The sequence below is a fragment of the Streptomyces sp. NRRL S-350 genome, from assembly GCF_000719705.1.
Lineage (GTDB): Bacteria > Actinomycetota > Actinomycetes > Streptomycetales > Streptomycetaceae > Kitasatospora.
Map to the genome: position 1 here is coordinate 1 of NZ_JOHO01000093.1, position 17577 is coordinate 17577.

At 75.0% G+C, this 17577-nt stretch carries 14 protein-coding genes and 2 pseudogenes; 6 read left to right on the forward strand and 10 right to left on the reverse strand.

The annotated features are described in order from the left end of the window. A pseudogene (locus IF30_RS42610) lies at nucleotides 1-1299 on the reverse strand (heavy metal translocating P-type ATPase); the annotation flags it as partial. 64 nt (nucleotides 1300-1363) lie between these two features. Further along, a complete protein-coding gene (locus tag IF30_RS0137805) occupies nucleotides 1364-1582 on the reverse strand; it encodes a heavy-metal-associated domain-containing protein (protein ID WP_030247165.1) in 219 nt (72 codons plus the stop codon). Nucleotides 1583-1727: 145 nt separating this feature from the next. Here IF30_RS0137805 and IF30_RS0137810 point away from each other — a divergent pair, with 145 nt between their 5' ends. Then, on the forward strand, nucleotides 1728-2900 hold the full coding sequence (locus tag IF30_RS0137810) for a PP2C family protein-serine/threonine phosphatase (RefSeq protein WP_051712076.1): 1173 nt from the start codon (nucleotides 1728-1730) through the stop codon (nucleotides 2898-2900). Nucleotides 2901-3062: 162 nt separating this feature from the next. Here IF30_RS0137810 and dhaL read toward each other — a convergent pair whose 3' ends face one another. Next, nucleotides 3063-3671: a dihydroxyacetone kinase subunit DhaL gene (gene dhaL / locus IF30_RS0137815; RefSeq protein ID WP_030247169.1), complete on the reverse strand. Its 609-nt coding sequence runs from the start codon at nucleotides 3669-3671 to the stop codon at nucleotides 3063-3065. A 120-nt stretch (nucleotides 3672-3791) separates the two neighbouring features. Then, the gene (gene dhaK / locus IF30_RS0137820) at nucleotides 3792-4787 is read right to left on the reverse strand and encodes a dihydroxyacetone kinase subunit DhaK (protein ID WP_030247171.1); all 996 of its coding nucleotides are present in this window, start codon (nucleotides 4785-4787) and stop codon (nucleotides 3792-3794) included. 148 nt (nucleotides 4788-4935) lie between these two features. Between dhaK and dhaM the strand changes: the two genes are divergently transcribed. Then, on the forward strand, nucleotides 4936-5328 hold the full coding sequence (dhaM, locus tag IF30_RS0137825; protein ID WP_030247173.1) for a dihydroxyacetone kinase phosphoryl donor subunit DhaM: 393 nt from the start codon (nucleotides 4936-4938) through the stop codon (nucleotides 5326-5328). Here dhaM and IF30_RS0137830 read toward each other — a convergent pair whose 3' ends face one another. After that, nucleotides 5329-7068 (reverse strand): bifunctional 3'-5' exonuclease/DNA polymerase, encoded by a 1740-nt coding sequence (locus IF30_RS0137830; protein ID WP_037902606.1) that lies wholly within the window; start codon nucleotides 7066-7068, stop codon nucleotides 5329-5331. 166 nt (nucleotides 7069-7234) lie between these two features. On the opposite strand from IF30_RS0137830, the gene IF30_RS0137835 reads away from it, so the two are divergent. Continuing rightward, a complete protein-coding gene (locus tag IF30_RS0137835) occupies nucleotides 7235-9259 on the forward strand; it encodes a M3 family metallopeptidase (protein WP_030247177.1) in 2025 nt (674 codons plus the stop codon). A 102-nt stretch (nucleotides 9260-9361) separates the two neighbouring features. Here IF30_RS0137835 and IF30_RS42615 read toward each other — a convergent pair whose 3' ends face one another. The 3 genes and pseudogenes from IF30_RS42615 to IF30_RS0137845 form a co-directional block, all read right to left on the reverse strand. Then, nucleotides 9362-10189 (reverse strand): cellulase family glycosylhydrolase, encoded by an 828-nt coding sequence (locus tag IF30_RS42615; protein WP_324605690.1) that lies wholly within the window; start codon nucleotides 10187-10189, stop codon nucleotides 9362-9364. A gap of 272 nt (nucleotides 10190-10461) precedes the next feature. Next, nucleotides 10462-10800 (reverse strand): annotated as a pseudogene (locus tag IF30_RS50465) (cellulase family glycosylhydrolase); the annotation flags it as partial. Nucleotides 10801-10985: 185 nt separating this feature from the next. After that, nucleotides 10986-11621 (reverse strand): TetR family transcriptional regulator, encoded by a 636-nt coding sequence (locus IF30_RS0137845; protein ID WP_051712082.1) that lies wholly within the window; start codon nucleotides 11619-11621, stop codon nucleotides 10986-10988. 145 nt (nucleotides 11622-11766) lie between these two features. Here IF30_RS0137845 and IF30_RS0137850 point away from each other — a divergent pair, with 145 nt between their 5' ends. From IF30_RS0137850 to IF30_RS48350, 3 genes are all read left to right on the forward strand, one after another. Next, complete coding sequence (locus IF30_RS0137850) at nucleotides 11767-12993, forward strand: acyl-CoA dehydrogenase family protein (protein WP_030247182.1); 1227 nt, start codon at nucleotides 11767-11769, stop codon at nucleotides 12991-12993. Between the two features lie 264 nt (nucleotides 12994-13257). Continuing rightward, on the forward strand, nucleotides 13258-15678 hold the full coding sequence (locus IF30_RS0137855) for a SpoIIE family protein phosphatase (protein WP_051712084.1): 2421 nt from the start codon (nucleotides 13258-13260) through the stop codon (nucleotides 15676-15678). A gap of 4 nt (nucleotides 15679-15682) precedes the next feature. After that, nucleotides 15683-15826, forward strand: coding sequence for a hypothetical protein (locus IF30_RS48350; protein WP_158835831.1), 144 nt, complete (start codon nucleotides 15683-15685; stop codon nucleotides 15824-15826). A gap of 19 nt (nucleotides 15827-15845) precedes the next feature. Here the strand turns inward: IF30_RS48350 and IF30_RS0137865 are convergent, their stop codons facing one another. Both IF30_RS0137865 and IF30_RS0137870 read right to left on the reverse strand, forming a co-directional pair. Continuing rightward, a complete protein-coding gene (locus IF30_RS0137865) occupies nucleotides 15846-16466 on the reverse strand; it encodes a hypothetical protein (RefSeq protein WP_030247186.1) in 621 nt (206 codons plus the stop codon). A gap of 169 nt (nucleotides 16467-16635) precedes the next feature. Continuing rightward, nucleotides 16636-17445 carry an enoyl-CoA hydratase/isomerase family protein gene (locus IF30_RS0137870; RefSeq protein WP_051712086.1) on the reverse strand — a complete coding sequence of 270 codons (810 nt, stop codon included), beginning with the start codon at nucleotides 17443-17445 and terminating at the stop codon, nucleotides 16636-16638. Between the last annotated feature and the right edge of the window lie 132 nt (nucleotides 17446-17577).

A 17577-nucleotide genomic window follows, 5' to 3' on the forward strand; every position in this document is an offset into this window, starting at 1 on the left:
CGCGTCGGCCACCTCCAGGACGGCCCGGGCCTCGCCGTCCCAGCCGACCGCGATCGCGGTGCGGCCCGCCGCCTCGGCGGCGCGCTTCGCGCGGGCCAGGGAGGGCGGCAGGTGCAGCGCCCGGCCGGCGAGCAGGGCCTCGTGCCCGGCGACCACCGTCCGGCCCGCCACGACGCCCTCCACGCCCCGGCCGGGGACGGTGCGGAAGTCCTCGACGGGCGGCAGGCCGCCCGTGCGCTCGGCGGCTGCGGTGGCGATCGCCCGGGCGACCGGGTGTTCGGAGGCGTGCTCCAGGGCGCCCGCCAGGCGCAGCACCTCCGACTCGGTGGTGGTGTCGGCGGTGTGGACGGCGAGCAGGGTCATCCGGCCGGTGGTGACGGTGCCGGTCTTGTCCAGGACGACGGTGTCGACCCGGCGGGTGAGATCCGGTCGGCGAGGCGCTGCGCGGCGGCCTTGCCGGCCTGCGCGTCCTCCACCAGCCTGGCCATCCGGGACAGTCGGGTGTCCGCGCCGACCCGGGTGGCCTCGACCACCAGTCGGCCGCCCGCGTTGACGGTGGCGCCGGTGACGGCGTCGCCGACGGCGACCTCGACCGGGACGGACGAGCGCCGAGGAGGGGTCGGTGCCGCCGACGGTCAGCGAGAAGTGGTGGCGCACCCCGGGCAGGCCGGCGTGGCCCCCGAACAGGGCCCAGCAGGACCAGCCGAAGGCGGCCAGGGTGCCGAGCGAGACCAGGGTGTCCATGGTGGCGGCGCCGCGCCTGAGGTTGGTCCAGGCGGCGCGGTGGAACGGGAGGCCGCCGTAGACCACGACCGGGCCGGTGAGGGCGAACGCCAGCCACTGCCAGTCGGTGAACTGCAGGGCCGGGACCATCGACAGCAGGACCACGGGGACGCTGAGGGTGGCGCTGATGAGCAGCCGCCCGGTGGCGGTGGCGGTGGCCGTGGCGGTGGCCGTGGCGAGGGTCGCGGTGACGGGGGTTGCGGCCGAGGGGGTCGCGGTGGCGGCGCCTCCCGGCGAGGCGGCGGGGCCGGACGGCTCGGGGGCGGCGGGAGCCGGGCGCGGGGGGAGCTCGGCGGTGTAGCCGGTGCGCTCGATCGTGGCGATCAGGTCCTCGACCGCGACCCCGGGGCCGTAGTCGACCCGGGCCTTCTCGGTGGCGAAGTTGACACTCGCCTCGACGCCGTCCATCCGGTTGAGCTTCTTCTCGATCCGGGCCGCGCAGGCGGCGCAGGTCATCCCGCCGATCGACAGCTCGACCCGGTCCCGGGCCTCGACGTCGGGGGCGGACGTACTCATGCGGATCAGCTCCTCGGTGGGGGCGTACGGGCGGGGCCGCCGGGGCGGCCCCGCCGCTCGGGGTTCAGGCGCTGCGGCCGACCAGCTCGTAGCCGGCCTCGTCGACGGCGGCGCGGACCTGCTCGTCCTCCAACGGCGCGGCGGAGGAGACCGTCACGGTCCCGGCCTTGGCGTCGGCGGCGACCTCGATGACGCCGGTGAGGGTGGACAGCTCCTCGCTGATCGCCTTCTCGCAGTGGCCGCAGCTCATGCCGGACACGGTGTAGGTGATGGTGCTGGACATCGGGGCCTCCGGAGGTCTGGGCGGTTCCTACAGTGATGACACGATACCCCTTGGGGGTATTCCTTGAGTGGCGGGGGGAGGTGCATCGCATCGTAGGCGACCGGGTGGATGGGTGGGTGCCGTGATCGTCCCTTATGTTCGTTGTGTGCCTTCGCTCCGCCGCGCCCAGTCACCCTCGGCTCCCACGGCGGCCGGACTGCCGCCGGACCGCCGGCGCGGAGCCCTGCTCGCCGCCGACCTCCAGGACGTGCCGTTCTGGCGGCGGGCCAGCCCCGCGCTGCTCGCCGTCCTGCTGGTCGCGCTCGCCGACTTCCTGTCCGGCAAGGACCGCTACCTGGCCCCGCTGATGACCGTCGTGCCGACCATCGCGGCGCTCACCCTCAGACCCGGCGAACTGCTCGCGGTCTGCTCGCTCGGGCTGCTCGCGGTGTTCGGGCTCAGCCACTACGACCAGGTCGACAACCTCCATGACGCGCGCTTCCTCTACGGCGCGATGGTCAGCTACCTGGTGGTGACGCTGTTCTCCGCGTGGGTCGCCAAGATCCGGATGCGGCGCGCGGCGGCGTTCGCGGCCGTCAGCTCCGTCGCCGAGGCCGCCCAGCGAGCCCTGCTGCAGCTGCCGGGGCCGGTCGTGGGGCCCCTGCGGCTGGCCGTCCGGTACGTGTCGGCGGCAGACGCCTCACTGATCGGAGGAGACCTGTACTCCGTCCTGGAGACGCCGCACGGCACCCGGATCGCGGTCGGGGACGTCCGGGGCAAGGGGCTGGCGGCGGTGCAGACGGCCGCCGTCGTGCTGGGCGCGTTCCGCGAAGCCGCGTACGACGAGTCCGGGCTGCGGGGCGTCGCGGCGCGGATCGAGGCCAGTGTCGAACGGCACGTGCCGGACGGCGAGTTCACCACGGCGTTGTTCGCGGAGTTCCGCACGCCGGGGGTGATGGAACTGCTGCAGTACGGGCACGTGCCGCCGATCCGGGTGGACGGCGAGGGGCGCGCGCACGTGCTGGACGCGCCCGACCCGTGGGTGCCGCTGGGCCTCGGCAGCCTGGCCTGTGGGGAACCGACCAGCTGGGGCCAGCCCTTCGGCGCGGAGGACGTGCTGGTGCTCTGCACGGACGGGGTGATCGAGGCTCGGCACCGCAAGAGCGGGGAGTTCTATCCGCTGGCGGAGCGGGCGGGACCGCTGGTGCGAGGGGCCGGGCGCTCGGCGGCGGAGCTGGAGGCCGCGGTGGGGCGGGTGTACGCGGACCTGTTGGCGCACACGGGCGGGGACCTCCGGGACGACGCGTTGTTGCTGCTGATCGCGCGGACGGACGGCTGAGCGGCGCTCGACGGGCACGGCGGCGCGGGGCTCGGGCGTGCTGCGGGTGCGGCACCCGCTCCCCTCTCCCGCTCCCCTCCCGCTTCGTGGCGGGCCCCGGCCCTCCCGTCGGGAAGGCGCCGGGGGACCGCCACTCGGAGGGCGCAGAGCGATGCTCGGGGATCAGCCGGCGGCGGTGTCGGCGAGGGCGCGGAAGAGGAGGGCGGTGGAGGTGGCGCCCGGGTCCTGGTGGCCGATGCTGCGTTCGCCGAGGTAGGAGGCGCGGCCCTTGCGGGCCTGTAGGGGGACGGTGTCGCGGGCGCCCCGTTCGGCGGCGTCGGCGGCCGCGGCGGCGGCCTCGGGGAGGGCCGCGCCCGCCGCGGCCGAGGCCCGGAAGGCGGCGACGGCCGGCGTCCAGGCGTCCACGATGGTCTTGTCCCCCGGGCCGGCCTTGCCGAGGAGGCGGACGGCGTCCAGCCCGGCGGAGAGGGCTTCGGCGACGGCGGCCGGGCCGGCGGGTTCGGGCAGGGCGGCGCCGATGGCCCGGAAGGCCTTGCCGTAGAGCGGGCCGGAGGCGCCGCCGACCTTGGAGATGAGGGTGGTGCCGGTCTTGGTGAGGACGGCGCCGGGGCCGGCCGGCCGGAGGTCGTCGAGGGCGGTGAGGGCTGCCGTGAAGCCGCGCCGGAGGTTGCTGCCGTGGTCGCCGTCGCCGATCGCGGAGTCCAGCTCGGTGAGCCGGGACTGCTCCTTCTCGACGGCTGCGGCGATCGCGCGGATCCAGGCCTCGGCCAGCCCGGTGTCGAACGTCCGGGCGTCAGATGTCGGGGTGTCGGACGCGGGGGCGTCGGGTGTCGGGGTGTCGGAAGTCGGGGTGTCGGACGTGGGGGTGTCGCGGTCCAGCACGGATCCTCCTCAGGCCCGCTTGAGGGCGGGGGTGTCGACGGGGGCGTCCCAGAGTTCGAGCAGCTGGGTGTCGGCCTTGGTGAGGGTGAGCGAGAAGCCCGCCATGTCGAGGCTGGTGACGTAGTTGCCGACCAGGCTGCGGGCCACCGTGATGCCGCGTTCGGCGAGCCGGGCGGCGACCTCGCCGTAGACGACGTACAGCTCCAGCAGCGGGGTGGCTCCCAGGCCGTTGAGGAGGGCGATCACCTCGTCGCCCGGGGTCAGGTGGTGGTCGGTGAGGATGGTCTCGACGACCTCGGCGGCCAGGTCACGGGCCGGGCGGAGCTTCTCGCGGCGGCGGCCGGGTTCGCCGTGGATGCCGACGCCGACCTCGATCTCGTCCTCGGGGAGGTCGAAGCCCGGCTTGCCGGCGGCCGGGACGGTGGCGGCGCCGAGCGCGATCGCGAAGGAGCGGGAGGCGGCGTTGACCCGCTCGCCCAGGGCGGCCACCTCGTCCAGCGGGGCGCCGCGCTCGGCCAGGGCGCCGGCGGTCTTCTCCACCAGCACGGTCGCACCGGTGCCGCGCCGGCCGGCCGTCCACGTGGAGTCCTCGACCGCGACGTCGTCGTTGACCAGGACGGTGCGGACCTCCAGGCCCTCCTCGGCGGCGAGTTCGGCGGCGAGCTCGAAGTTCATCACGTCGCCGGTGTAGTTCTTCACGACGAAGACGACCCCGGCGCCGTTCTCGACGGCCTTGGCGGCGGCCAGCATCTGGTCCGGGACGGGAGAGGTGAACACCTCGCCGGGGCAGGCGGCGTCGAGCATGCCGGGGCCGACGAAGCCGCCGTGCAGCGGCTCGTGGCCGGAGCCGCCGCCGGAGATCAGCGCGACCTTGGGCCCGGCCGGGCGGGAGGCCCGGGTGATCACCCGGTTGGGGATGTCCACCGCCAGCTCCGGGTGCGCGGCCGCGACTCCGGCCAGGGCGTCCTCCAGGACGCTCTCCGGGGTGTTGATCAGCTTCTTCAACGTTCTTCGCTCCCTTGGTCAGGACGCCACGGCCGTCGACGCCGCCCACCCGACGCTACGCCAGACGGGAGGCCCGGGCACGGGGTGCGACACGCGGGATTCCGGTCACTCTCCCGGAGTAGTGGAAGCGGGCCGTAGGGTCGCGGACATGAGTGCAAACGTGGGCATCGTCCTGGTCTCGCACAGCGCCCGGCTCGCGGAGGGACTGCGCGAACTGCTCGGCGAACTCGCCTCGGACGGCGTACGGGTGGTGGTCGCGGGCGGGACGGAGGACGGCGGGCTCGGCACCAGCTACGACCTGATCGCCGGGGCCGTCGCCCAGGCGGACGGCGGGGCGGGCGTGGTCGTGCTGCCGGACCTCGGCAGCTCGGTGCTCACCGCCGCCACCGTGCTGGAGGACGAGCCGCGCCCGGGCGTACGGCTGGTGGACGCGCCGTTCGTGGAGGGCGCGGTGGCCGCCGCCGTCACCGCCTCGACCGGCGCGGGGCTGGCCGAGGTCGTCGCGGCGGCCGAGGACGCGCGCGGATTCCGCAAACTCTGATCACTTGGCGTCCGCGTAGCACTCCACCACCGCCGTGCTGAGTGGGAAGCGCACCGGGGTGTCGCCGAAGACGAGTCGGCGGGCCTCGTCGCCGGCCTCGGCGACGGCGGCGGCCACCTCGTCGGCGAGGTTGGCCGGGGTGTGCACGATCACCTCGTCGTGCTGGAAGAACACCAGGCGCGGGCGGTCCGCCGAGCCGGTCGGAGCCAGTTCGTTCAGCCGTCGGCGCAGTGCCGCGAGCAGGGCGAGGGCCCAGTCGGCGGCGCTGGCCTGGATGACGAAGTTGCGGGTGAAGCGGCCGCGGGCGCGGGCCGTGCGCCCGCCGGCCTCGCCCGCCGTGTCGGCCTCGGTGAGGTCGAGGAAGTCGGCGGAGGGCGGCGGGCAGACCCGGCCGAGCCGGGAGGCGACCGTGCCGCCGTCCTCGCCGGTGCGGGCGGCGGCCTCGACGTAGCCCATCGCGGCCGGGTAGCGGCGGCGCAGGGTGTTCAGCAGCGGGCCGATGTCGCCGCTGGTCTGCCCGTACATGGCGCCGAGCAGGCCGAGCTTGGCCTTGTCGCGGTCGCCCTGGAAGGCGGTCGCGGCGAGCGCCTCGTACAGGTCGCCGCCGGCGGCGGTGCGGGCCAGCCCGGCGTCCTGGGAGAGTGCGGCGAGGACCCGGGGCTCCAGCTGGGCGGCGTCGGCGACGACCAGCAGCCAGCCCGGGTCGGCGACCACGGCCCGGCGCAGGATGCGCGGGATCTGCAGGGCGCCGCCGCCGCGGCTGGCCCAGCGGCCGGAGACCACCCCGCCGACCACGTACTCGGGCCGGAAGCGGCCGCCGCGGACCCAGGCGTCCTGCCAGGCCCAGCCGTGCGCGACGTGGATCCGGGACAGCTCCTTGTAGCGGACCAGCAGCCGGGCGGCGGGGTGGTCGACGCCCTTGAGCTCCCAGGAGCGGGTGGAGCCGAGAGGGACGCCCGCCTCGGCGAAGGCGCGCAGCACCTGGGTGTGCGAGTCGGGGTTGAACGGCTTGGTGCCGAGCGCCCGTTGGAACTCGACGGCGAGGTCGGCGAGCAGCCGGGGCTGGGTGCCGGCGACGGCCGGGCGGGGGCCGAGCAGCTCGGTGAGCAGCCGGTCGTGGACGTCGGTGCGCCAGGGCAGGCCGTCGTCCGCGATCTCGGCGGCCACCAGGGCGCCGGCCGACTCGGCGGCGACCAGCAGCCGGAACCGCTGTCGGGCGGCCGGGTCGGCGATGGCGGCGATCCGGCGCTGCTGCTCGGCGTGGACGGCGACCACGGCGGCCAACGGGTCCGCGCCGGGCGGCAGTTGCAGCCGGTCGGGGGCGAAGAGGGTGTCCTGGCCGCCGTCGGCCTCGGCGAGGCCGGGCTCGGGCAGGTCCTCGGGGACGGGCAGACCGCGCAGCCGGCACCAGGCCGCCCCGAGCGAGCGGGGCGCGCCGAACCGGCCCTCGTGCGCCAGCAGCAGGGCCTCGACCAGCCGCAGGTCGTGGCAGCGGGCGAGCCGCTCGGGCAGCCGCGGCAGCAGCGGGGCGTACGCGGAGTCGGCGGCGGCCCAGACCCAGCGCGGCCCTGGCGGGCGGGCGCCCCCGGCGGGCTGCCCGGCGGCCTCCCGGGCGGCGACGGCGGCGCCGAGGTCGCGGACGGCCTCCGGCGGGCCCAGCGGGGCGCCCGCGTCGTCCAGCGGCTGGAGCCGGCCGCCGGGGCCGTGCGGGTCGGGCGCGAGGGCGATCCTGGGTGCCACGGGGGCTGCTCCTCTCCGGCGCGGTCGGGCGTGCGGGTACGGCACGGGTGTGCGGGTCGACAGCCCACCACGCACGGGGGCTCCGGCGTCGACGGTAACCGGTGGGTACGACAACGGGACGAGGGGCGCATGGGCAGGCCGGGTGACACGGCGTAGGGTCGGCGAAATGACCGAGAACCCGTTCTTCCAGCCCAGCACGCTGGACTACGAACTGCCTCCGTTCGCCGAGATCCGCGAGGAGCACTACCTGCCCGCGTACCGGCGGGGAATGGCCGGGCAGTTGGCCGAGATCGCGGCGATCACCGGCACCGAAGCCGCGCCGACCTTCGAGAACACCCTGGTGGCCCTGGAACGCTCCGGGGAACTGCTGCGCCGGGTGGACGCGGTGTTCCGCAACCAGTCCTCCTCCGACACCACCGACGTCCTGGACGCGGTGGACGCCGAAGTCAGCCCGCTGCTCGCCGTCCACCACGACGCGATCCACCTGGACCGCGCCCTGTTCGCCCGGATCGAGGACCTGTACGGCCGTCGCGACGAGCTGGACCTGGACCCGGAGTCGCTGCGGCTGCTGGAGCGCTGGTACACGGCCTTCGAGCGCTCCGGCGCCCGCCTCGGGGAGGCCCAGCAGGCCAGGCTGCGCGAGCTGAACGCCGAACTCGCCGCGCTCGGCACCACCTTCCAGCAGAACGTGAACGCCGCCACCCGGGCCGCCGCACTCGTCCTGGACTCCGAGCAGGAGCTCGCCGGGCTGTCCGAGGGCGCGGTCGCCGCCGCGGCGGAGAACGCCCGGGTCCTCGGCCACGAGGGCAAGTACGTGCTGAGCCTGAAGAACACCTCCGGCCAGCCCGAACTGGCCCAGCTCGCCGACCGGTCGGTGCGCGAGCGGCTGCTGGCCGCCTCGCTCGGCCGGGGCATCGAGGCCAACGGCCCGCTGGCGATCCGGATGGCCGCGCTGCGCGCCGAGCGGGCCGCGCTGCTGGGGCACCCGAGCCACGCCGCGTACGTCGTGGCGGACGAGACGGCCGGCACCGTCGAGGCGGTCTCCGCCCTGCTGGCCCGGCTGGTCGGGCCGGCCGTGGCCAACGCCCGCCGGGAGGCCGCCGAGCTGGCCAAGGCGGCCGCCGAGGACGGGATCGAGGAGATCGCCGCGCACGACTGGGCGTACTACTCGGAGAAGGTCCGGCAGAGCTCGTACCAGGTGGACGCGGCGGTGCTGCGCCCGTACTTCGAGCTGGAGCGGGTGCTGCGCGACGGCGTGTTCTTCGCGGCGGAGCTGGCGTACGGGCTGACCTTCACCGAGCGGCCCGACCTGACGGCCCACCACCCGGACGCGCGGGTCTTCGAGGTGTTCGAGGAGGACGGCACGGCGCTGGGCCTGTTCATCGGCGACTTCCACGCCCGGGCGTCCAAGCGCGGCGGCGCCTGGATGGACTCGCTGGTCCCGCAGTCCGGGCTGACCGGTCAGCGGCCGGTGGTGGTCAACAACCTCAACATCCCGCGCCCGGCGCCCGGCGAGCCGGTGCTGATGTCCTGGGACGAGGTGCGCACGCTCTTCCACGAGTTCGGGCACGCGCTGCACGGACTGCTCTCGGACGTGCGCTACCCGCTGTTCTCGGGCACCTCGGTGCCGCGGGACTTCGTCGAGTTCCCCTCGCAGGTCAACGAGATGTGGATGGTCCGGCCGGAGGTGCTGGCCAACTACGCCCGCCACCACGAGACCGGGGAGCCGCTGCCGGCCGAACTGGTCGAGCGGATGACCGCCGCCGAGGGCTTCGGCCAGGGCTTCCGCACGGTCGAGTACCTGGCGGCCACCCTGCTGGACTGGGCCTGGCACACCGTGCCGCAGGGCGAACTCGTCGAGGACGCCGAGGAGTTCGAGGCGCGGGCGCTCGCCGCGGCCGGGATCGCGGTGGACGCCGTCCCGCCGCGCTACCGGACGGCGTACTTCCAGCACATCTTCTCCAGCGGCTACAGCGCGGCCTACTACGCCTACATCTGGTCGGAGGTGCTGGACGCCGACACCGTGCAGTGGTTCGAGAGCAACGGGCGCACGGTGCGGGAGAGCGGCGAGGTGTTCCGGCGGGAGCTGCTGGCCCGCGGGTTCAGCCGGGATCCGCTGGAGTCCTTCCGCGCGGTGGTCGGCCGGGCGCCGGAGACGGGGCCGCTGCTGGCCCGCCGGGGGCTGGTCTGAGCGGGTCGGCGGCGCCGACCGGCAGGCCGGTCACCGCGGGCAGGCCGGGTGGGCCGGGTGGGTCGGTCACTGCGGGCGGGGCGGTGCGGCCGGGCAGGCCGGTCACCGCGGGCCGAGCGTGACCGTCACCGGGGTGCCCGGGCGGGCGTGCGGGAGCCGGATCCGTACGGTGCCCGCGCGCCCGCCCTCGGGCTGCTCGACGGCGACGCGGGCGCCGGCGGGCTCGACGGCGACCAGGGCGCCGTGCGGGAACGCGGCCGGGGGCAGGAGGAGTTCGCTGCTCCGCCCGGTGCCGTCCGCGTCCCAGCGGACGGTGCCGCCGTCCGTGCGGACGCCGGTGCCGGCGACGGCGGCCGGGTAGGGGCCGAAGGCGGGCCCGTCGCCGGGGGCGGGCTGTCCGGCCGGGTCGAGCGCGCAGTAGCCGCCGGTGCCCCGGCACCAGTACCACATCGTCCAGCCCTCGGCGAAGCCGTCCATCGCGTCGACCTGGCGGCGGACGAGCTCGCGGTTGCCGGGCGTCCGGGAGTTCGGCGGGCCCCACTCGCCGACCAGGACCGGCAGGCGGTGGGCGGCCGGGTAGGCGCCGATCGCGGCGGTGTACCGCTCGACGAAGCCGTCGGCCTTGTCCCAGTCGGCGCCGTTCTCCACCGCGGTGTCGTAGAAGTGCGGCGCGTAGCCGAGCCGGGGTGCGCCGGGGCGCGGGTCGGCGAAGCCGGGCAGCCGGGTGGGCACGCCCTGCCCGACCAGGACCGTGGGTTCCACGAACAGCCAGGCGCGGGTGTCGGCCCGGCGCACGGCGTTGATCAGCCTGCAGTACATGTCGGCGAGCCGGCCCTGCTCCAGGGCGGCGGAGGCGGCGGCCAGCACGGCCGGGTCGGTCGGGTCGCCGTCCACCGGGCCGAACGGCTCGTTGAACAGGTCGTAGCCCAACAGGGAGCGGTGGCCTCGTAGTTCGCGGGCGAGCCGGGTGTAGAAGTCGGCCTGCCAGGCGCGCAGGTCGGGGTCGTCGTAGAGGTGGCGGAAGGCGGCCTGGACGGCGGGCTGGAAGTAGCCGGCGAACCAGTCGGCGGGTCCGGTGTGAACGGCAGGCCGTCGTCCCGGGTGGCCCAGAGCGGGATGCCGTTGGTGCCGCCGCCGAACTTCGGGCCGTAGACGTCCTGGTGGAAGTCGACCAGGACGAGCAGGCCCAGTCGGTCGGCCCGGTCGAGGAGGCGCTGCAGCCGGTGCAGCTCGGCGGGGTCGAGGCGGCCGCGGCGGGGCTCCAGCCTGGTCCAGGAGACCGGCAGCCGGACGAGGGTGAAGCCCTGGGCGGCGATCGCGTCGAGGTCGGCCTCGTCGGCCTCGGCGTACTTGTCGAGGTTGAAACCGCGCAGTTGGAGCCGGCGGCCCTGGGCGTCGACGAGGGCGGTGCGGCCGTCCGGGGCGGTGGCGGTGCCGGTGGGGAAGCGGTCCCGGTGGCCGTCCTGGGCCGAGGCCGGGGTGGCGGTCAGGACGGCGGTGGCGGCGAGCAGCAGGGCAACGGCGGTGCGGCGCAGGCGCATCGGGGACCTCGCACGGCGGGGGGTGGGGGGCCGATGATGCCCGGGCCGCACGGCGCCGCACAAGGGTCGTGCGCGCAAGGGCGGGCCGGCGGCGGCGCGCGCAAGGGCGCTGCGCGGGAGGGGAGTTCGGCCGCCCCGCGAAGGTCGGCCGAGGTCGGTCCGGGGAGTTCGGCCGGCCCGGGAGGTCAGCCGGCTTCCGCGGGGGCCGGCTCGGCGGGGGCGGGCGGCAGGACGGCGGTGGGCAGGTCCGCGGCGGCGGCCAGGCGGCCCCAGAGGAGGTCGGCCAGTGCCTGCACCATCCGGGTGCGGGTGCAGGGCCTGGTCTCCAGCCACCAGTCCCCGGCGGCGAGCACCATGCCGGTGATGCCCCGGCCCCAGGCTTCGGCGAGCAGGTCGCGGTCGGCGCCGAGGTCGACCTGGCTCTGCACGGCGCGGGTGATCTCCTCGGCGATCTGCCGCAGCGCGGGGGCGAGCGCGGTGCCGGCGCCGCTCGGGTCGCCCGGCTCGGGGTGGGTGAGCAGCCGGTAGACCTGGGGGCGGGCCTCGATCCCGGCGAGGTAGGTGTCCAGTACGTGCTCGACCCGGTCGCGGCGTTCCAGCGGCTCGGCGAGGGCGGCGCGGACGGCGGCCAGCAGCCCGCCGGTGTGACGCTCGGTCAGGGCCTGGATCAGGCCGTTCCGGTCGCCGAAGTGCCGGTAGAGGATGGGCTTGGTGATGCCGGCCTCGGCCGCGATGGCGTTCATGCTGGCGCTCGGCCCCTCGCGCTGGATGACCCGGTCGGCGGCGTTGAGCAGCTGCTCGCGACGGGGCTCTCGGGACATGCGCTGCTCCTCGGATCCTGGGGGTGGCCTGGGCGCCGGCACCGGGTACGGGCGTTGACACCGGTTACCAATCAGTAGCAGACTCCGTCGATGTTACCCGAGGTAACACCCTGGTCGGCCGCACACGTCTTCGGAGGCACGTTCCATGAGCAGCACGTTCTCGCTGGACCCGGGCGCGGACCAGCTCGCCGTACGCGACTGGCTGCACGGCTTCGCCGCCGACGTGATGCGCCCCGCCGCCGCCGAATGGGACGAACGCGAGGAGACCCCCTGGCCGATCATCCAGGAGGCCGCCAAACTGGGCATCTACTCGCTCGACTTCTACGCCCAGCAGTACTTCGACCCCTCCGGCGTCGGCATTCCCATCGCCATGGAGGAGCTGTTCTGGGGCGACGCGGGCATCGGGCTGGCCATCGTCGGCACCACGCTGGCCGCCGTCGCGGTGCTGGCCAACGGCACCGACGAGCAGATCGGCACCTGGACCCCGCAGATGTTCGGCACCCCCGACGACCTCAAGGTGGCCGCGTTCTGCTCCTCCGAGCCGGACGCCGGCTCCGACGTCTCCGCGCTGCGCACCCGGGCCGTGTACGACGAGGCCAAGGACGAGTGGGTGCTGAACGGCACCAAGACCTGGGCCACCAACGGCGGGATCGCCGCCGTCCACGTCGTCGTCGCCACCGTCGACCCGGAACTCGGGGCGAAGGGCCAGGCCTCCTTCGTCGTCCCGCCCGGCACCCCGGGGCTGAGCCAGGGCCAGAAGTTCAAGAAGCACGGCATCCGGGCCTCGCACACCGCCGAGGTCGTGCTCGACGGCGTCCGGGTGCCCGGCAGCTGCCTGCTCGGCGGCAAGGAGAAGCTGGACGAGCGGCTGGCCCGGGCCCGCGAGGGCGTCAAGCGCCCGGGCGGCCGGGGCAACGCGGCGATGGCCACGTTCGAGGCGTCCCGGCCGGCCGTCGGCGCCCAGGCGATCGGCATTGCCCGGGCCGCGTACGAGGTGGCGCTGGACTACGCGAAGACCCGTGAGCAGTTCGGCCGCCCGATCATCGACAACCAGGGCGTGGCCTTCCAGCTCGCCGACATGAAGACCCGGATCGACGCGTCCCGGCTGCTGGTCTGGCGGGCGTCCTGGATGGCGGCCAACAACCAGCCGTTCACCGCGGCCGAGGGCTCGATGTCCAAGCTGTACGCGGGCGAGACGGCCAAGTACGTCACCGCGCAGGCGATGCAGATCCTCGGCGGCAACGGCTTCACCCGGGAGTACCCGGTGGAGCGGATGCACCGGGACAGCGCGATCTACTCGGTCTTCGAGGGGACCAGCGAGATCCAGCGGCTGGTCATCGCCCGGGCGATCTCGGGGGTGCCGATCCGCTGAGCGGCCGCCGAGGCGGCTCGGATTCGCCGAGCCGCCGAGCCGCCCGAGCCGACCGGACCGGACATCCGGACGGCCGGACAGCCGGTCGGCGGCGGGCGGCCGTGCCCGTCGGACGGCTCGGTTGGTGCTGTTGCTGCCGCTCTCACGACCGGGCTACGGTGGTGTCCCCGGTCTTCTGTGAGTGATCATGCCGTGACGAAACAGGATGGGGGCCCTCCCGAGGGCCGACCGCCCCGACGGGGCGGCACCGAACCGGACACGGCCGTGGCGACCGTCGACGTCCACGGGTACGTGACCCGCTGGAACGCCGGTGCGGTGCGGCTTCTGGGCTATCCCGCCGACGAGGTCGTGGGTCGACCCGCGGCGGCCCTCCTGGCTGAGCCCGTCGCACACGACGACGTACGGCGTGCCGTGGCCGGGAACCCGGAACGGTGGAGCGGCCCGCTCGCCCTGCGGCACCGCGACGGGCGGCGGGTGGACGTGACGGTGGTCGCCCACCACGGCCCGCCCCGCGGCGAAGCACCGGATGACGCTCCGGACAGCTGGCGCGTCGTCTGCGCGCCGGCGGGTTCGGAACCCCGGCCCGAGGACGAGGACCTCGCGAGGTGGGCCTTCGAGCAGTCGCCCGGCTGCGCGGTCTCGCTGTACGACACGCAGCTCAGGTACCGCGGCTCCAACCGGGCCATGGTCCCCGTCGTCGGCCTGCCGGACAGCGCGGTGCGCGGCCTGGGCATCCTCGACATCACCACCCAGCCGCAGGCCGTCGCCCTCTCCGACGCCCTGCGCCGCGCGCTGGAGAGCGGCGAGCCGGTGCACCTGGAGACTTTCCAGCGCACGGGCGGCGAGCGGCGGATCCACGCGTGGTCCGTCGACTGCGCTCCCCTGAAGGACCCCGACGGCACGGTGCACGGCGTCGCCCTCGTCGCCCATGACACGACGGAGCAGTTCTGGGCGCGCAAGCGCCTGGTGCTGCTCAACGAGGCCGCCGGCAGGATCGGCAGCACCCTGGACCTCAGCCGGACCGCGCGCGAGCTGCTGGAGGTGGCGGTCCCCGAGTTCGCGGACTTCGCGAGCGTCGACCTGCTCACCGCCCTGGAAGCCGACATCGAACCGGACGAGGGCGAGCTCTCCGGCAGCGTGGTGCTCCGGCGCATCGCGCATCGCTTCGACCCCGGCACCCGGCTGCCCACCGTGCTGGAGATCGGCACCACCGACAGCTATCCGGAGTTCGCACCGCCGGCGCGCGCGCTCGCCACCGCCGCGGGAGTGCTCTGCAACGCCGAGGACCCCGAATTCGTCCACTGGATGGGAGTGGACAGGCGCCGCGCCGCGATCATCCGGGACCAGGGCTACCACTCGATGATGGCGGTCCCGTTGCGCGCCCGCGGGGTGACCCTCGGCGTCGCCGTGTTCTACCGCCGCAGCCGCGCCGATCGCATGGAACGGTTCGGGCAGGACGACCTTCTCCTGGCCGAGGAACTGGCCGCCAGGGCCGCCGTCGCGATCGACAACGCCCGCAGGTACACCCGCGAGCGCGAGAACGCCCTGTCGCTGCAGCACAGTCTCCTGCCGCAGCACGTGCCGGAGCAGGTGGCCATGGAGGCGGCCTCCAGGTACGTCCCGGCGTCGACGCGCTCCGGGATCGGCGGTGACTGGTTCGACCTGATCCCGCTCTCCGGCGCCCGCATCGCCCTGGTCGTCGGCGACGTCGTCGGCCACGGCATCCACGCCACCGCGACCATGGGCCGGCTCCGTACCGCCGTTCGCACGCTCTCCGACGTGGACCTGCCACCGGACGAACTGCTGACCAGCCTGGACGACCTCGTGGTGCGGCTGTCGTCGGAGGCCGGGGCCACCGGGGAGGTCGGCGAGATCGGGGCCACCTGCTGCTACGCCATCTACGATCCGGTGTCCCGGACGTGCACGATGGCCAGCGCCGGGCATCCGCCGCCAGTGATCGTGCCGCCGCGGGGCACGCCGGAGGCGGCCCGGATACCGATCGGCGCGCCGCTCGGCATCGGCGGACTCCCCTTCGAGGCGACGGCGGTGGAACTGGCCGAAGGCAGCCTGGTGGCGCTGTTCTCCAACGGTCTGATCGAGACCCGCGACCGAGACGTCGACGAGGGGTACGCACGGCTGTGCCAGGTGCTCGCACGCGCCGGACCATCGCTGGAGGACGCCTGCGACGCGGTCCTCGCCGACCTGGTGACGGGGCGGCCCCGCGACGACGTCGCCCTGGTCATCGCGCGCTCCCGCGCTCTGGGCGACGACAACATCGCCACCTGGGAGATCCCGTCCGACCCGTCCGCGGTCGCGACCGCCCGCAAGGCGGTCTCACAACGGCTGTCCGAGTGGGGCGCGAGCGAGCTGATCTATCCGGCGGAACTGATCGTCAGCGAACTGGTGACCAACGCGATCCGCTACGGCGCCCCGCCGATCACGATGCGCCTGATCCGCGACCAGGTCCTGATCTGCGAGATCTCGGATGCCAGTAGCACCGCCCCGCACCTGCGCCGCGCCCGCGACTGGGAGGAGGGCGGCCGCGGCCTGATGCTCGTGGCCCAGATGGCGCACCGCTGGGGCACCCGGCACGGCCTCACCGGCAAGACGATCTGGGCCGAGATGCTTCTGCCCGAAGCGGCGCCGGGGCCGGGCGGGAGGCCGTCCCCGCGCGCTCAGGACTGACGCGATGCGCGGCACTGGCACGATGCGCGGCACCGACGCGATGCGCGGCACTGGCACGACGCGCGGCACCGACGCGACGGGCGCCACTGACACGGTGCGCGTCAACGAGGAACGGTCGCCGGAACCCGCCGCGTCCGAGCACCGGTGAAACCGCCGCGGTCAAAGCACTAGCGGGCCAGCCAGAAGGTGAGTCCGGCGGTGACCGGGCCCACCACCGCGCCGACGACGGTCTGCGCGGTGGTGTGGTCCCGCAGCACCACCCGGGACCGGCCGATCACCGCGACCGCCGGGCAGAGCAGCAGCCACAGCGGGCCGAGCGCGATGCCGAGGCAGACCACCGCGCCGCCGGCCACGGCGGTGTGCACCGAGACCTTCCACCAGACGGTGATCACCAGGATCGGGACCAGTGAGGCGAACATCGCCGCCACCATCGCGGTCAGGTCCGTGGGGGCGCCCAGCCCGATCATCACCGCGAAGCCGGTCAGCACCGAACCCATGACGAAGGGGAGGACGGTCAGCCGGCTCTGGCGACGGCCGACATGGCGGTCCTCCACGGTGCCCTTGCGGATGCCGCGCCGGATGAACAGGGTCGGGATGACGGCCGCGAACAGCGCCGCGAAGGCGCCCCAGCCGAGGCCCGCCAGGCCGTAGCGCAGGCCGCCCATCAGCAGGCAGACCGCGATGACCACGTTCTTCGGCTCGACACCGTCGGTGATCCGCCGGGCCCAGGTGGTCCGGTTGGTGGGGGTGGTCCGGCCGGCGGGGGCGGGCGTGGCCTCGGTGGTCATCGGGGTGGGTGCTCCGGTCGGGAGGGCGGTCGGCGGCTCGCGTCGCTCGGATGTCGGCTGATCGTACGGGAGCGGCCGGCGTCGTCGCCGTCCAGGCCGGGGCGGGCGGTTCAGCACCGGGGCGGGCGGTTCAGAAGCGGGAGGGCGGCGCAGGACCGGGGCGGGCGGTTCAGAACCGGGCCGGGCGGCCCTCCAGGAAGGCGGCCAGGCCCTCGTGGACGTCCGAGGCCTCCCGGGAGCGGCGCTCCCAGGGGGCCAGCGCCGCGGCGGCGTGCTCGGGCGGGACTGCCAGGGCGGCCTTCACCGCGCCGATGGTCTGCGGCGAGCGGAGGGTCAGCAGCCGGGCGAAGTCCAGTGCGGCGGCGTCCAGTTCGGCGTCCGGCAGGACGCGTTCGGCGAGGCCCAGCGACACCGCCTCCCGGCCGGGCACCAACTCGCCCGAGAACAGCAGGTACTTGGCGCGGGCCGGGCCGACCAGCCGGGCCAGCCGCAGGGTCGGCACCGCCGGGTAGACCACGCCGAGCTTGGCCGGGGTGATCCCCAGGCGGGCGTCCTCGGCGACGAAGCGCAGGTCGCAGGCGACGGCCAGCTGGCAGCCGCCGCCCACGCAGGCCCCGTGCACCACCGCGATCGTCGGGTGCGGGAAGGCCGCCAGCGCCTCCTCGGCGGCGACGTTGACCGCGTGGTAGGCGTCCGCGCGCTCCGCAGCGCCGTACACCTCGGCGAGTTCGCCGATGTCCGCGCCCGCGCTGAAGGTGTTGCCGGCGCCGGTGACCAGCAGGGCGCGCACGCCCTCCTGCCCGGCGAGCTGCGCCAGGACCTCGGGCAGCGCCTGCCAGATCGCCAGGGTCACCGCGTTGCGGCGGTGCGGCCGGGCGAATTCCAGCACTGCGACGCCGTCCTCGCCGACGTAGGCGCGGAGGCCTTCGGCCCGGGCGGTCAGGGCGGAGCGGTCCCGCGTGAGCAGCGGCTGGTCCATGCGCACCTCCGGTCGGTCGTGGTGCGCCCACCCTCTCAGCTTGATCTTTAACCTCGCGCGGCGAGGTGGGCCTGGAGCGTGGGTTCGCGTTTGACGGTCTTGCCCACGTCGTGGCGGGGCGCCGGCTTGCGG

Coding starts and splice junctions, on each gene's coding strand:
- IF30_RS0137870 (WP_051712086.1), bottom strand. CDS start 17,445: ATGGACCAGCCGCTGCTCACGCGGGACCGCTCCGCCCTGACCGCCCGG.
- IF30_RS48350 (WP_158835831.1), top strand. CDS start 15,683: ATGCGCGGCACTGGCACGATGCGCGGCACCGACGCGATGCGCGGCACT.
- dhaM (WP_030247173.1), top strand. CDS start 4,936: ATGAGTGCAAACGTGGGCATCGTCCTGGTCTCGCACAGCGCCCGGCTC.
- IF30_RS0137835 (WP_030247177.1), top strand. CDS start 7,235: ATGACCGAGAACCCGTTCTTCCAGCCCAGCACGCTGGACTACGAACTG.
- IF30_RS0137850 (WP_030247182.1), top strand. CDS start 11,767: ATGAGCAGCACGTTCTCGCTGGACCCGGGCGCGGACCAGCTCGCCGTA.
- IF30_RS0137845 (WP_051712082.1), bottom strand. CDS start 11,621: ATGTCCCGAGAGCCCCGTCGCGAGCAGCTGCTCAACGCCGCCGACCGG.
- IF30_RS0137865 (WP_030247186.1), bottom strand. CDS start 16,466: ATGACCACCGAGGCCACGCCCGCCCCCGCCGGCCGGACCACCCCCACC.
- IF30_RS0137805 (WP_030247165.1), bottom strand. CDS start 1,582: ATGTCCAGCACCATCACCTACACCGTGTCCGGCATGAGCTGCGGCCAC.